Here is a 13,802-nt window from a genome sequence, read left to right on the forward strand (position 1 = left end):
ACATCTATATCTTATTTGTTAAATGTAAGTGAATTTAGTACTTAACTACATATTGTTTGCTATGTATCTTGAAATTTCTCCTTAGTTAACATAATGTGGTTTTGTTTAATAAGAGTTCATGAACCAGACTAAAATCTTGATAAATTCTAGGTTGATACGTATTTACATAACAAATGTATTTCTCTGTATCTGTAGAACGAATAAAACCACCCAGGGACGAATCTTGAATCGGTGCTTCAATAAAAAAGCGATGTGTTGCGGCACCTTCAATCATTGTCCAGCCTTTTGGATGGTAATATTGTCAATCTTTTTTCATTAAGTTTTCTACTTCTAATGTAATTATTTTATTTCCTTCGATAATTTGAGGGAGATTTACAAAATGAAGGATTGATCTCTACTATACGATAAGGTCACAAAGTTTTGTAATTGTCGTAACCCCTCTTCCCCGCTTTCTGATAGCATTCCACCTGCTGAAAATAGAAAAAAATTCTTTTAGGGCGAAGAATAAGGCCACCTTCCATATACTCATGTAGAAAGCGGCCTTGCATTTCCTTAACAGCAATCCCAATTATAAAGTACATTAGTAAAATCTAACTTGATTAAATCTTCTTTTCTTATAAAGAAATTCGCAACGCCACAATCTCCCCACATAATCCCTAAAGAATCATCTGTATCAATTTGTAACAATAAAATGTTGTGTTCTTGATAAGATTCTTGCCAATCTCTTGGATCTGTTTGTGTAAAGAATGGATATCCGCCTATTTGATGCCCTTGACCTCTAAAAGACTCCTCATACAATTCGCCAAATTCTATTCCCTCTTCGTTATCAATGATCTCTTCTATATCAACTGTATCTTGAAAAAGCGATTCAAAACGATAATCTTCTATTGTTATAGGTTGATAGGCTAGTTCAAATGTTAATTTAGCAGCATGCGGTATAACAAAATATTCTAAATTCAAATGATTCAAATAACTAAAATCCGTTACAAGCTGCGATTCATCATAAATTATTTCAGAATGATAAATAATTCGAAAATCTTTTTGTTCTGTTAAACAATCAAAATTAGCACCAAAAATGTCATCTTCACCGTTTACAAAAAACTGCAACAGTCCTTTTGTTGGCATATATTCAATTTGTGGAATTTCTTCAAGATTCAATTGCGCTAGTAACATCAGCGGTTTCCCATTTGAACCTTTGGGATGTGTATGATGAAGCGGCAAATATGGGTACTTACCGAATTTACTTTGAAATAGCGTTGTTTCACTTAGTTTTCCTGTAACTTTAATATAAGGTCTCACACTTTTTTCTATAATATTTCTATACGGCTCTAACTGCTTTGGTACTTGTAAATGATATGTATTTGTCATTCTCCATTCCCCCCTTACATAATAAGTAAAATAAACCTATCTTAATTATATAACAAGCGAAAGACTTAGGAAAAAATACTAAAAATCCATTTTCACTCTCATCTTTTGTGCAGTTGGTGGACACAAAAGATTATGTTCTGACACTTTTTTATTAATAGTTTCAATTAACTTCTCTGCTTCTATAGAATCTGTAATCTCTTTCAGTTTCTCTTTTAAATAATCAATTTCCTTCGAAAGCTCAATCCATCTAGGTAAAACGTGGTTATCTTTCAACGTTTTATAAAGTTGCTTTTCGGGATGATAAGAAAGGTTTTTATCGATATTAAGCGGCTTCCCCTTGCCAGATAAATTATCGAAAGCACCTGCTTTTTCTGCACGTTTAATGATAGAACTAATATGATCTTCATATGTATAAGACCAAACTTTCTCATCCTTTACTAAAATCTCTTGCTTTTTCAACATTTTATCTATATCCTTTTCATTCATAATTTCTTCCTCCCCTTCTTTTTAAAGTGTTGCTTTTGAATGATTTAGAGCTAGTACCCCCTCAGCAAACTTTTCGCGCCACCAGATTTCGTCATGACCGCCTTGATACTCATCATAGGCAACCAGATACTCTTTTTCTCTAAGTGTCTTAGAGAGGTTTCTATTAGCCTTTAAAAGCGGTTCGTTTTCAAGCGTGCCAGCTGCCATATACATACGTAATTGCAATGCATGATGAAGTGATAAAAATTGTTTCTCTATCCAAGGAAGTTTCTCTTCATATCCGTCCTTCTTCCAATGCACAGAACCTGACAAAGACAGCACATTTCCGAAAATATGAGGATTCTGAAGTGCTGCATAAAATGCTGCTAGACCACCAAGACTTAAACCTGCAATTGTTATATGCGCTGGATCCTTATGTACATGATATTTTGTTTGAATCCAATGAAATAACTCTTCTGTTAAAAATGAGTTCATTTTGTCGTTGTAAGTAAGCTCATTTAATCGATCTACATGATGATCAATGCCAATAACAATACAAGAAGGGATTTCTTGTTTATGTATGAAATGATCGAGTGTTGCTGGTGCTGAAAGATTTTGCATAAATGTCTTTCCATCAAATGTTATAAGAAGGTTTTGAAGGTTTGAAGTGCGAGAATAATCATGAGGTGTATAAATATGGATTTTCCGTGTATTACCTAAAATAGAACTGTAAAAAGAATATGTTTCAACTTTCCCCTTAGGATTATAATTTTGAGGGGAATTTTTATCGTACTGCATTTCCATTCCCATTTCTAAAACAGCTGCTTTATCTTTTCCTTTTCCGAATATGTTATTGTTAAATGAATCTAACTGATACTGTTCACTACGTGCTATCCAATCATGTTCAAAATAATCATTAACTGAAAAGTGATAGGTAGAAATAAACATTTCATTCGTTCGAAACGTTTTGTACCATAAATTCGTGTCTGAAAGCCGTTCTAGTCGATTAGAATGAAGGTCCCAACCTGGGTAACTACCAAACACATATACATTTTCAGTTTCTTTATCTCCTAGCCATATGTAAGTTATAAGGTAATACTGCCTATTCATTGGACAAGTTTCTATAATCGGTGTTCTATTTGTTTTGAGTTCATGTAGAAATAAATGCATAGCTTGTGTATTTCCATTATTTAATTGATCCGCAAGTTCAGCTATCTTAGGACTTATGATTGACTTCATTTTGACTCCCTCCTTTACTATATTCTATATGTACTTCTTTTTTTGCAAATAAATCTCTATATAAACAAGTTACTAATGTTATATATTTTATGAACAAAAAACACACAAACAAGTTTAGTCTGTGTGTTGGGTCTTTTCATAAGTCAGATAATAAAGTAATAATTTACGTGCTCTTTCATAATACATATAGTCTCTATAGAATAAGTGGTAATCTTCAATATGTTTTTCTAAAAAGCGAAATTGTTTAAAGTGATCAAAAAATGATACGCGAAATAATTTTATTTGCTCAAATGGAATTTTTTCTATCCTTCCATTTAACACATAACTTAATGTCCCTGAAATATTCATCCAATATAGATCCAAATCAGTATTTATACAATCATCCTCAGAAAACATCTTCTTAGAATCTCGATACATGTTACGTGTATCGAGATATGGGAATGGTTTATGCAAATGGCTATATAGTTTCTTTAACTCTTCAAAAATCACCTTTTTTCCTAATATCAATTGCTCACCTCAATTTTCTTAGTTATTTATCCATCGCAATAAGTTATCGTACTGTTCTTTTGCATCCTGATACCCAAGATTATATAAATCAACAAGCTTATCTTTATTTCTTTCAATCCCACTAATAGGAAGTTGCACACTTGGTTGAATGACAAAGAAATTTTCTTTTTGTGAACTTGAAGACATATAAGAAACGGTTTCGTTATAAAACCGATAATGTTCTACTAAAAGTTCCGAGATTTTCGGGTATCGTCTATATATATACTTTGCCATAGGCGAAAATCTATTACGTTTTTTCACATATCCTTCCGGTTTCGTCATAATAACAACATTCTTTTTATATCCATCTTTTTGTGCTTTTCGAACAGGAATAGGATCAATGATTCCTCCGTCTAAAAGTTTTTTACCATCATAGTCTACAGCTGGAGCGATAAATGGCACAGAACTTGATGCACGAATGATTTTCAATATATCATCCCCGTGCTCTTGCTTATTATAATAAGCAGCTTGTCCTGTCTCACAATCTGTTGTTCCGATTACAAACTGCTCATTTGTATATAAAAAAGTTTGGAAATCAAACGGCACAATTTTATTAGGTACTTCATCAAAAAGAAAATCCATACCAAACAATTCTCGTTTTCGTATAAAATTCCGATAAGATATATAGCGATGATCAGACACTAACTCTGTATTTACTTTTTTATTTCTTCCCTTTTGACGAGACAAATAAGTTGCACCCATACATGCTCCTGCGGATACTCCAACTACATATGGGAAAAATAAATCATTTTCCATAAAGTACTCGAGTACACCAGCTGTATATAATCCTTTCATGCCTCCGCCTTCTAATACTAAACCGATATTTTTCATGTATACTCCCTCTGCATTTGTTTCTTAATTTTATAAACACTTATATTTTAGCACAAGATATTATGATGAAGTATTAATAAATTCATTGCATTCACTTCAAAAAGCTCTTGCTGCATTGTAAGAATCTCTTATCCTATTACGTGATACAATAAAAGAAACTCATTCCACAGATTATAAAGGAGGAATTTCATATGGGTTTATTTAGTGGCATTTTAGGAAATGCATCTGATACGAGTGTAGAAAATGTTGAGCGTGACTTAGAAAAGATTATGCTTGATGATGAACAAGTTGAGTATGCGTATAAATTAATCCGAGATTTAATTGTATTTACAAATCGACGAATGATTTTAGTAGATAAACAAGGGGTAACTGGTAAGAAAACAGAACATCATTCTATTCCATATAAAAGCATCACACAATTTAGCATTGAAACAGCAGGACATTTTGATTTAGATGCTGAACTTAAAATTTGGATATCTGGCATGCACGAACCAATCACAAAAGAATTTAAAGGCGATGACAGTATTTTAAGTGTTCAAAAAGCACTAGTAAAATACACAACGAAATAGCCACTTTTTGTATATTTATACAAAACTAAAAGTATATACCCCGTATTTTTTGGAACAACATGCATTAAAAACTTTTAAAAATACAAAAAGACATTCCATATCATTGCATTATAAGAACCACAATAAAGGGATAGACAATACAGACTTACTCTGTTTTATCTATCCCTTAAAATTTATTATAATGTCTTCTTATAATAAATAAGTGTTGTATGATTATTCAACTTCTTTTTTAACCCCGTTTGAGTGTAACCCGCTTTTTCATATAGATAACAATTGCGTTCTTCTTCAAGGATTGTAGCTAATTCCCAACTAATTGCTTGTGGGAACATCTTTTCTATTAAAGTGAGTGCTTTCTGAGCAATCCCTTTCCCTTGATAATTAGGTAGAATAAACATAGGACTAATCCAGAATTGTGTCGTCGTAGCTTTCCAAAATACACAAATAGCTCCCACAAGAGTATTATCAACTAATATTTTATATAACCCACCATTAGGATTGTTTATTCTTGCAATTACTTTATCAATCGTTTCATTAGCAGGATTCGTTTTATAGTCCTTATATTTTTCTAATAACGGTTTAAATGCCTGTACTTGAATATTAAAAATAGATTCTGCATCAAACCCGATTGCTCTTTCTAATATGACTTCCATAGCAATTACCACCCTGATCTTTCCCGTAAAGAAGTAATATGTGCCGTGTGATGAAGACCGTGCCATGCATATAATCCAATTGCGACCTCTAGTTTTGTTTCACCTGATTCTGGATGATTAAAAGTTTTTTCAAGGTCTTCCTGTTCTAAAGAGTTTAATAAGTTTACCCATCTTTTATGTAAGGAATCTAATAATACAAGAGAAACATCTACAGGTAATTTTGAATCAGGGAGTTCTGCCCATTTCTCTTCCATATATGGTTTAATAGTTGGATTATTTTCTGTAAGAGCTAACTTAAAACGAATATAGCTATTCATATGACTATCAACTACATGATGAACAACTTGTCGTACTGTCCATCCACCCTTTCGATACGGTGTATCTAACTGATCTTTATCTAAATCTTTAATTGCTGTTGTTAATTCTTTAGGGAGATTTTCAATTTCTTGAATCCACTTTTCTACTATTTCCTCCGTAATATCTCCTTCATAAGTAAACGTCCCAATTGGATAACGTAAGTCCTTCATTGCATTGTTCCCCTTTTGTTTTAAAATTTCTTTTATAACATTTTAGTATGCTTCCAAACGTAATGAATGAAATCATTTAACTCTGTAGCTGTTTTATCAATTTCGGTACGTAAAAATCCACTTTTCCCCAATACAATTTGTGAAGCAACATTGGTATTTGTTGTCTTTGCATGAATTTCAGTAATTTGCTTTTTTGCTGCTTGATTTAGGAGTAATTGGACGGCTTTAGTTGCGATTCCTTTTCCAACAAAATCTTTTCCTACACGATAGCCAAGATATCCTGATTGTCTATCTCTCTCAATGTCTACTAAGTTGATTCGGCCCACAATTGATTTTTTCATATTTCTTATAAGATAAAAGTAAGAAATTCCTTCTTTTTGTTCCTTTAACAATCCATCATGTTTTGGCTGGAACGTCTCATAAACATAGTAATTATCACCACAACTTGGTACCATCTTTTCAAAAAAATCTCTGTTACAACACTCAAAAGCAAACAATTCTTCTGCATCTTGCTCCTTTAATTTTTCTATGTATATTTCCATTCATAATTCATTCCTTTTTTATTCAATTAACTATTATAAGTTCGCCATTTAATAGTTAATTCCCTACTATAAGTATTAGGATTAACCCCCTTTATTTTTGTCGAGTTTTAAGAATAGCAAACCATACCTTAGGATGAAAAAGATGTAGAGGACTACGCATAAGATTCATTACTCTAACTAAACGAATATAAATGTCTGGATTATTCGCAGAAAGCTGGTATATTTTTTTCGTATACCATTGTTGAAATGGTTGTATAAAAGACTTCTCCCCTTTTATTTTAGGATGACGGAATGCCTCTGTAGTAGCCATTTCCCACGGCGTTTTAATAATTTTCGAAATTCGCTTATAGAAGCCACGAGTAAATCCTTTCTCTAATGCTTTCCCCTTCTTTAAACACATTTGTAATTCTTCAGCTTCCATAGCAGCGACAGAAATTCCTTGTCCAAAAACCGGATCAAAGCGACAATGAGCATCTCCAATTACTAAAAATCCTTCTGGCATATTTTTCACTAAATCGAAACGCCGACGAACTTGGTAAGGGATCTTATGTATTTTTATATCTGTAATCGGTTCTGCTTGTTCAAGAAAATGAATGACATCTGGGGCAGGTAACTTATGAGCAAATGCAAGGAGCTCTTCATCTGTTTTTGGTGCCTTTTCATTGGCATATCCGCTAAAAGTCACGAAATAATGATTGTCTTCAATCGTTTGAATAAAGGCACCATAAGGATTTTCAGGAAAACTAGGGGAAATAAGTAAATTACACCAATCAGGACGCTCATTCTGTTTTAGACGGAATACCCTAGTCGCGTAAAACAATTGAATCCATACTTTTTCTTCTTTTACATCTATGCCCTGTGTTTCTAACCACTCTATATTTTTTGAACCAAATCCGCTCGTATCAACAACTAGGTCTGCGTGAAGATCTTTTTTCATTCCTGTTATTAAACACTTTGTTTTCACACCAGAGATTTTGTTACGATGTGGATCGATTATCAATTGTTCAACTACTGTTTCATATTTCGTCGTAATATTAGTTACTTCACTCATTCTTTTTTGTATATGCCACTCAAGCATAGGACGACTCTGTTGAACCGCATTCAACTCTCCAATAAATGGTTGTTTCCATAAACCAAAATGATGCCATTTCAAATCTCCCGTAAAATTATTTACAATACCACCATCTTCTTTTAATTGGTTCATAATTGCCGGGAATAATTTCTCAATTGCTCCTTCACCACCTTTTAATAACACATGAGGATGATATGTTTGGGGCACTTTTTTTCGAGGGCTTTTTTCATTCCACTCTTCGCCTGCTTCTAAAATCATTACTTCTTGAAAAAAATCTGATAGAGCTTTTGCTGCTAGTTTTCCAGCTATACTTCCACCAATAACGATTGCTTTTTCTAACATTCTTTTACCTCCTGATAGATATTTCTGTGACTTTAAAATAAAATTCTAAAAAGATCTTTTTTGTAGAGCGTTCCTTTGTTCAACAATAGGTCCAAATTATGGAAGATCAACTTGAAGATGATGAAAATATTTTATTTGAATGTGAAGTATTACACTTAAACTAATGGTGCAGATTAATTGAAGAAGAATGGATTCCATAAGGTCGTTATTAGAGTCAATCTTTTTTCTCTGTCATTGTTTCAGATAAAAGAGTTACTATTTGAAGCACGTTGGAATCCCATTTATAATGATAATATTTTATTAATTGGAAAACAATAGTACTTAGGAAAGGAAGGATTGCGAATGTCTGTGAAAAAGCGGTTAACTGGATTGGTCGTTTTCCTTGCAATGATTGTGGTTGTGACAACGCTAGGCTCACTCAGTGTATTTGCCGAATCCGGCGTCGTAACACAGCCTATTGAGCCAGTGAAAGTGATTGAGGTCGAGTTGAACGATGATTACTTTAATCCGAAAGTCATCACTATTCCGATTGGAAGAACGACAACGTTGATATTGAAAAACCAAGGTAATAAAGAGCACACCTTCACAGTGGAAAAACTCGGAATTGACGCCGAAGTCCAGCCGGGAAAAGAAAAAAACATTACCGTGAAACCTAACAAGCCCGGTACATATGAACTGATATGTCGGTACCATTTCCAGAAAGGAATGGATGGACAAGTAATAGTCAAATAACAAGCAGGGCCAATCGGGCCTTGCTTGTTTAATAAGCAACGGGAACTTACTTATTATTACCCAGACATTATTATAACAGCTAAATCCCCTCCGCAAACGGATACTCTTATAAAAAAGTAAAGAGGGAAGCTTGTTCAAAAGGATGATTTAATTAATTGTAGAAAAAAATAACGGTGTTAAGTTTATCTAATAATATCCACCAGCAAGACCCAGCATAAAATCCGCTTACTACTTGATTGTATTTTAAGGATTTTCCCTTAAAATACGCCAGTGAACTGTAAAGTTAAAATTAAAACACCTAAAGCCCATACATAATACGCGAACACTTTAAGGGAATGCTGTTTTAAATATTGAATCATCCAAGATACCGCAATATATCCGAAAAATGCAGCAGATAAAGCTCCAATGATTAACGACGTACTTGAAATCGTTTCAGCTTTCCCTTGAAACACATCCACAGATTGTAAAACGATAGCGCCAACGATAGCAGGTGTCGATAATAAAAAAGAAAAATAAGCCGCTGTTTCACGATCTAACTTTCTCCAAAGCGCAGCGACAATTGTCATACCAGAACGAGAGATTGCTGGGAAAATAGCAAACGCTTGAAACGAACCAATAATAAAAGCATCTTGATATGTAATATCATCCATTTTCTTACGTCCATTTTTTTGTTTCTCTGCCATATATAAAAACAAACCGGTCACTAAAAACTCCCATCCAATTGTTACACCTGTTTTTGAAATTTCTTCAAAGAAATCTTTAAATAATAGCCCGATAACGACCGCTGGAATTGTTCCAACAATAAGTAAAAAAGTAAGTTTTGAAAATGGGGTTTTCATCAAATACACAAACTCTTTTTTATAATAAATAAACACAGCGATCAGTGTCCCAATATGAAGCATTGTATCTAAGAACAGACCCGCTTCATCTAAATTGAATAAATGTCTTCCTAAATATAAATGTCCCGTACTGCTTATAGGTAAAAATTCCGTTAATCCTTGAATAATTCCTAATATAAAAGCTTCTAACCAGTTCATGATGGTCTCCTTTCTTGTTTGCTTGTACCAGTATATGTTTGTTTTTACCTGTTATGAAAGAAAGGAAAAGGAATTCAAGATTTAAGAACTTTTTCAGACAACAAAAAAAGAGGGTATATCCCCTCTTAACATAAACCCTATTTAATTTGTTCTTTATGCTCATGATTAACAAGAACATACCATTTACCCGTATCAAACTTTTCTTTATTAATCACATAAACTTTATTTTCTCTCTTTACATCCCCAGGTTTTAATTCCTTAGTAATAGTAGAGGTCTCGCCTTTTTCAACCTCATAACTACTAGTTGCCCACACATCACTAATGTTTTTTATTGCATATAAAAAAACATGATCTTGATGTAGTACCAAGATCATGTTTTACATTGATTTTATTTATAAAATACTTTATCCACATTATACTTCGCTTGAAACTCGTTAATCATATATGTTTCGTAAATTTCTCTTTCCATTGGATCTTCTACAATACATACATCAATGCGGTATACTTCATCACGATGATTTTTAATTGGTGAAACATTGTCTTCAAAGTGTTTTTTAATACGTTGTCTTATTTTACGTGCTTTCCCAACAAAAAGAAGTTCGTCATTAATGTTATAAAACATAAAAATGCCGCCTTTATCTCTTGGGAACAGGTGGAAATCAATGAATCCATGAATTGGGGTGATTCTTGGTTCATCGCCTTTTATTACTTGTTTTCTTTCTGTGATAGAAACATCAACTGCAGGTAAATCAATTTTAATCAAGTTGCTTCACGTCCTCTTTTATTGTAAAGGTAAATAATAGCACATGTATGTAAGAAAAGCTATTCATGCTGAGTAAAAATACCGTTTTTTGCTATTTACTAAATATTATAGGTATATCATTGATACGTTTTCTCCAAATCATATGATCATACGCCTCGCCCCAATAATCCTTTAACAAAAAGTTAGGCTCTCCAAATTTTTTCTTCCATATTTTCTGTGCGTTCGTATACCCGCTATCTAAACAGAATTCTTTAATCCCTCTACTTAATAAGGTAAGGAGTACTACATTTAAAAGCAAATTCCCTATGCCGCGTCTTTGATAATTCGGCAGTACAAAGACAGTCCCTACTTCATATAAGTCTTTTAATACGCCATCTGTACAACTATTAATAAGTTTACTTGATGGACCAAACTCAATTGTACCGATAATTTTATTACAATGTTTATCTACAGCGATTAAAAAATATCGATTTTTCCCATCGCTATCAAAGTCGCATTTCAAATACTGCTTTTTTGTTTCAATCTCATCTTTTATGTCATCAACCAACTCCGATAAGCCCTCTTTAGCAAACGTATCTATAATAACTGTATGGAAAAATTGATTTAACTCTTCATAATCACCAATGATTGGTCTTCTGATCTCAACATGATCCACCTAAGGCAACTCCTTAATTTCCTTAATTTCAAAATTACAATCCATATAGCTTTTCTCAAAAACGATTAAATTTTCCCTTTGTGCTTTAGAATAATATTTGATCAAATTGATACTAATGCCCTTGGTAAACGAACAAAAAGAAAGAGCTTATTTTGAAAAAAGATTAATCAAAACAAACTCTTAATATATTCAATTGAATCATTTTTCATAAAAAATTTTGATTATTTCTGTGATCCTTCTTCAATTAATGCGCCCATTAGCAGAATACTAATTGGTCATTTTCATTTGTTCGTGTAAACGATTTTGTAAAATACATTGTGTAAGCATACCAGCAATGCGAATGGTATGTACTGGACATAGGTTAAGCTGAATGCAGACAGCACGGGTCACTCTTTCCTGGTTGAACCCAGAACTTCCAAGTAGTGCTGATTGTACATAATGCCTAGGATGTTCCCAAAAGGATCAATCACGGAGGCAGTAATGAACCCCTGACCGCGAACTGTGGGTGCTTCATGTTCTTTCGCTCCCATAGACAGTAGCTTCTCGAAAGTTGTTGTCACATCGTCGACGTGCCAGTACACGACAGCACCACCGGCTGGTCCGGTCGTCGAACCATCGGGCGCATAGCGGCTATCGATCAGGCCCAACTCGTGCTGGTAGTCGCCGAGGCGAAACTCGACATATCCTGGGCGCTCGAAGTATGGAGCGATGCCCAATAGTTCAGCATACCACTTCTTTGCCGCCGCTAGATCAGCCGCCCAAAAACTGACGGTGGTGAGTCCTCGTAATGTCTTTGTGTCGCTCATAATCGATTTCCTCCTCAATGTTGAGTAAGTAATTATAATCAATATTTAGAGTTGCCGAGTAATTTCCTAGTTGCTGTTTCCACAGCTATTGTAAACTTCTAATGCTGAAAACAGTATGTCAGTGGAAATGAATATTTTTTCAAAAGTGCTTTGAACATTTACTCCTTTGATTAACTTCGATTTACTTACGAATAGTCCCTTCTTTTATTCAAGAAAATGGTCCTTTAGTGGAGTAACATGACTGAAGCTTTACAACATCAACAAGAGCAAAAAAGAACTCACTACGTACAATGTAAAAAGAAACAAAAAAAAGATTAGGAATAACACCCTAATCTTTTTTTGTTTCTATATCAAATAACTATTCAATTGCACCGGCTACATCATAATGACTTAAATCTAATTCTATCGGTTGTCCTAAAGCCAGTTTCGAAAGTTCAGCACCTAAGTATGGACCTGCTGTTAATCCCGAAGCACCTAGACCATTCGCAACGAGTATACCTTTAAAATCAGGTAACGGACCGATAACTGGAAGGAAACCTGGTGTAAATGGTCTAAAACCAACTCTTGTTTCTAACATCGTACTATTTTCTAACCCTGGTGCCACAGATAATGCTTTATCAAAGACTTCATGCAAACCGCCGGCTGTAACGCGATAATCAAGACCAGTATCATTTTCATGCGTTGCTCCTACAACTATACGGCCATCTTCAAAAGTTAAAATGTATTGATCGTTTGGCGGCATTACAACTGGCCAATTTTCAGTATCCATGTTTAGCATATGCAAATGAACAATCTGAGCTTTTTGGAAAGTCACAAGAAAGTTAATACCAAGTGGTTTTAGTAATTCATTTGCCCAAGCTCCTGCAGTGACAATTACTTGATCCACAATTAATGTTTCGCCATTTACATGGATACCTTTAACATGATTATTTTCATGAATTAAAACTGCATCTCCTTTTATAAAAGTAGCACCATGTTTTTTCGCAGCATTTACAAGAGATTGACGCAGTGCTCTTCCATTAACACGAGCAGCACCACTTATATGTACAGCTCCATATTCTTCTGATAACAGCGGGAATAATTTTTTTGTTTCCTCTGGCGATAGACGAGTAATTTCACCAATTTCGGGTGCATCCTCGCGCCTTTTATATGCTCGCTCTTCCATTTGATCTAACTTTTTATCATCTGTATGTAAGCTAATAGCACCTACTCGGCTATAACCTGTATCTGTTTCGCCATCTTCTTCTAATTGCTGAATTAAAGAAGCGTAATAGCGCGCTCCACCTTTTGCGATTTTATACCAAGCTTGATTACGTCGTTGTGAAAGCCACGGACATACAATACCTGCAGCTGCATCCGTTGCTTGCCCTAAATCTTGGCGATCAACTAAAGTAACATCAGCTCCTTCTTTAGCAAGATGATAAGCAGTAGACGCCCCTAAAATTCCAGCTCCAACTACAATATACGATTTCATTTCAAACACCTTTTCTTTTTCTTTCTTATAAGTTTTATATACATACCATCACTATTTTTAGTCAAAATAGCAAATTTCATAAATGATGAACCATATTCAGTATACTTGAAGGAGATGCTTTTTCAACTTTTTCATTCTATTATTTATGCCATTCGTATAAGTTTTCATCGTAAATTTCACATAA

The 13,802-nt window shown here is 34.0% G+C and carries 17 protein-coding genes and 1 pseudogene; 2 read left to right on the top strand and 16 right to left on the bottom strand.

The features are described from left to right. Positions 1–85: 85 nt before the first annotated feature. The 6 genes from LOK41_RS13445 to LOK41_RS13470 form a co-directional block, all read right to left on the bottom strand. Positions 86–274, bottom strand: a complete 189-nt coding sequence (locus tag LOK41_RS13445; protein ID WP_241816960.1) for a hypothetical protein — start codon at positions 272–274, stop codon at positions 86–88. A gap of 278 nt (positions 275–552) precedes the next feature. Continuing rightward, positions 553–1,368, bottom strand: coding sequence for a YwqG family protein (locus tag LOK41_RS13450; protein WP_241816962.1), 816 nt, complete (start codon positions 1,366–1,368; stop codon positions 553–555). A 78-nt stretch (positions 1,369–1,446) separates the two neighbouring features. Beyond that, positions 1,447–1,854: a DnaJ family domain-containing protein gene (locus LOK41_RS13455; protein WP_241816964.1), complete on the bottom strand. Its 408-nt coding sequence runs from the start codon at positions 1,852–1,854 to the stop codon at positions 1,447–1,449. Between the two features lie 21 nt (positions 1,855–1,875). Beyond that, on the bottom strand, positions 1,876–3,072 hold the full coding sequence (locus LOK41_RS13460; RefSeq protein WP_241816965.1) for an alpha/beta hydrolase: 1,197 nt from the start codon (positions 3,070–3,072) through the stop codon (positions 1,876–1,878). A gap of 114 nt (positions 3,073–3,186) precedes the next feature. Continuing rightward, entirely contained in the window at positions 3,187–3,579 is a 393-nt protein-coding gene (locus tag LOK41_RS13465) for a YxiJ-like family protein (RefSeq protein WP_241816966.1), read from the bottom strand. Positions 3,580–3,597: 18 nt separating this feature from the next. After that, positions 3,598–4,449, bottom strand: coding sequence for a patatin-like phospholipase family protein (locus LOK41_RS13470; protein ID WP_241816968.1), 852 nt, complete (start codon positions 4,447–4,449; stop codon positions 3,598–3,600). 191 nt (positions 4,450–4,640) lie between these two features. Between LOK41_RS13470 and LOK41_RS13475 the strand changes: the two genes are divergently transcribed. Further along, positions 4,641–5,018, top strand: coding sequence for a PH domain-containing protein (locus LOK41_RS13475; RefSeq protein WP_241816969.1), 378 nt, complete (start codon positions 4,641–4,643; stop codon positions 5,016–5,018). Between the two features lie 176 nt (positions 5,019–5,194). On the opposite strand, the gene LOK41_RS13480 is transcribed toward LOK41_RS13475, so the two are convergent. The 4 genes from LOK41_RS13480 to LOK41_RS13495 form a co-directional block, all read right to left on the bottom strand. After that, on the bottom strand, positions 5,195–5,668 hold the full coding sequence (locus LOK41_RS13480) for a GNAT family N-acetyltransferase (RefSeq protein ID WP_241816971.1): 474 nt from the start codon (positions 5,666–5,668) through the stop codon (positions 5,195–5,197). Between the two features lie 5 nt (positions 5,669–5,673). Further along, on the bottom strand, positions 5,674–6,195 hold the full coding sequence (locus tag LOK41_RS13485) for a YfiT family bacillithiol transferase (protein WP_241816972.1): 522 nt from the start codon (positions 6,193–6,195) through the stop codon (positions 5,674–5,676). A 32-nt stretch (positions 6,196–6,227) separates the two neighbouring features. Beyond that, positions 6,228–6,737 carry a GNAT family N-acetyltransferase gene (locus LOK41_RS13490; RefSeq protein WP_241816973.1) on the bottom strand — a complete coding sequence of 170 codons (510 nt, stop codon included), beginning with the start codon at positions 6,735–6,737 and terminating at the stop codon, positions 6,228–6,230. 91 nt (positions 6,738–6,828) lie between these two features. Beyond that, positions 6,829–8,151 (bottom strand): glutamate synthase, encoded by a 1,323-nt coding sequence (locus tag LOK41_RS13495; RefSeq protein ID WP_174099810.1) that lies wholly within the window; start codon positions 8,149–8,151, stop codon positions 6,829–6,831. 342 nt (positions 8,152–8,493) lie between these two features. On the opposite strand from LOK41_RS13495, the gene LOK41_RS13500 reads away from it, so the two are divergent. Beyond that, positions 8,494–8,883 carry a cupredoxin domain-containing protein gene (locus LOK41_RS13500; protein ID WP_241816975.1) on the top strand — a complete coding sequence of 130 codons (390 nt, stop codon included), beginning with the start codon at positions 8,494–8,496 and terminating at the stop codon, positions 8,881–8,883. Between the two features lie 257 nt (positions 8,884–9,140). Here the strand turns inward: LOK41_RS13500 and LOK41_RS13505 are convergent, their stop codons facing one another. The 6 genes and pseudogenes from LOK41_RS13505 to LOK41_RS13530 all read right to left on the bottom strand — a co-directional run bounded on the left by LOK41_RS13505 (position 9,141) and on the right by LOK41_RS13530 (position 13,618). Continuing rightward, on the bottom strand, positions 9,141–9,920 hold the full coding sequence (locus LOK41_RS13505; RefSeq protein ID WP_241816976.1) for an undecaprenyl-diphosphate phosphatase: 780 nt from the start codon (positions 9,918–9,920) through the stop codon (positions 9,141–9,143). A 137-nt stretch (positions 9,921–10,057) separates the two neighbouring features. After that, a pseudogene (locus LOK41_RS13510) lies at positions 10,058–10,240 on the bottom strand (hypothetical protein); the annotation flags it as partial. 68 nt (positions 10,241–10,308) lie between these two features. Continuing rightward, a complete protein-coding gene (locus LOK41_RS13515) occupies positions 10,309–10,683 on the bottom strand; it encodes a nucleotide excision repair endonuclease (RefSeq protein ID WP_241816978.1) in 375 nt (124 codons plus the stop codon). A 91-nt stretch (positions 10,684–10,774) separates the two neighbouring features. Beyond that, entirely contained in the window at positions 10,775–11,338 is a 564-nt protein-coding gene (locus LOK41_RS13520; RefSeq protein WP_241816979.1) for a GNAT family N-acetyltransferase, read from the bottom strand. Between the two features lie 386 nt (positions 11,339–11,724). Further along, on the bottom strand, positions 11,725–12,144 hold the full coding sequence (locus LOK41_RS13525; RefSeq protein ID WP_241816981.1) for a VOC family protein: 420 nt from the start codon (positions 12,142–12,144) through the stop codon (positions 11,725–11,727). A gap of 358 nt (positions 12,145–12,502) precedes the next feature. Then, the gene (locus LOK41_RS13530; protein ID WP_241816983.1) at positions 12,503–13,618 is read right to left on the bottom strand and encodes an NAD(P)/FAD-dependent oxidoreductase; all 1,116 of its coding nucleotides are present in this window, start codon (positions 13,616–13,618) and stop codon (positions 12,503–12,505) included. Positions 13,619–13,802 lie beyond the last annotated feature (184 nt).

This window comes from Bacillus sp. TL12 (assembly GCF_022625245.1).
Taxonomy (GTDB): domain Bacteria; phylum Bacillota; class Bacilli; order Bacillales; family Bacillaceae_G; genus Bacillus_A.

Coding starts and splice junctions, on each gene's coding strand:
- LOK41_RS13445 (WP_241816960.1), bottom strand. CDS start 274: ATGATTGAAGGTGCCGCAACACATCGCTTTTTTATTGAAGCACCGATT.
- LOK41_RS13450 (WP_241816962.1), bottom strand. CDS start 1,368: ATGACAAATACATATCATTTACAAGTACCAAAGCAGTTAGAGCCGTAT.
- LOK41_RS13455 (WP_241816964.1), bottom strand. CDS start 1,854: ATGAATGAAAAGGATATAGATAAAATGTTGAAAAAGCAAGAGATTTTA.
- LOK41_RS13460 (WP_241816965.1), bottom strand. CDS start 3,072: ATGAAGTCAATCATAAGTCCTAAGATAGCTGAACTTGCGGATCAATTA.
- LOK41_RS13470 (WP_241816968.1), bottom strand. CDS start 4,449: ATGAAAAATATCGGTTTAGTATTAGAAGGCGGAGGCATGAAAGGATTA.
- LOK41_RS13475 (WP_241816969.1), top strand. CDS start 4,641: ATGGGTTTATTTAGTGGCATTTTAGGAAATGCATCTGATACGAGTGTA.
- LOK41_RS13480 (WP_241816971.1), bottom strand. CDS start 5,668: ATGGAAGTCATATTAGAAAGAGCAATCGGGTTTGATGCAGAATCTATT.
- LOK41_RS13485 (WP_241816972.1), bottom strand. CDS start 6,195: ATGAAGGACTTACGTTATCCAATTGGGACGTTTACTTATGAAGGAGAT.
- LOK41_RS13490 (WP_241816973.1), bottom strand. CDS start 6,737: ATGGAAATATACATAGAAAAATTAAAGGAGCAAGATGCAGAAGAATTG.
- LOK41_RS13495 (WP_174099810.1), bottom strand. CDS start 8,151: ATGTTAGAAAAAGCAATCGTTATTGGTGGAAGTATAGCTGGAAAACTA.
- LOK41_RS13500 (WP_241816975.1), top strand. CDS start 8,494: ATGTCTGTGAAAAAGCGGTTAACTGGATTGGTCGTTTTCCTTGCAATG.
- LOK41_RS13505 (WP_241816976.1), bottom strand. CDS start 9,920: ATGAACTGGTTAGAAGCTTTTATATTAGGAATTATTCAAGGATTAACG.
- LOK41_RS13525 (WP_241816981.1), bottom strand. CDS start 12,144: ATGAGCGACACAAAGACATTACGAGGACTCACCACCGTCAGTTTTTGG.
- LOK41_RS13530 (WP_241816983.1), bottom strand. CDS start 13,618: ATGAAATCGTATATTGTAGTTGGAGCTGGAATTTTAGGGGCGTCTACT.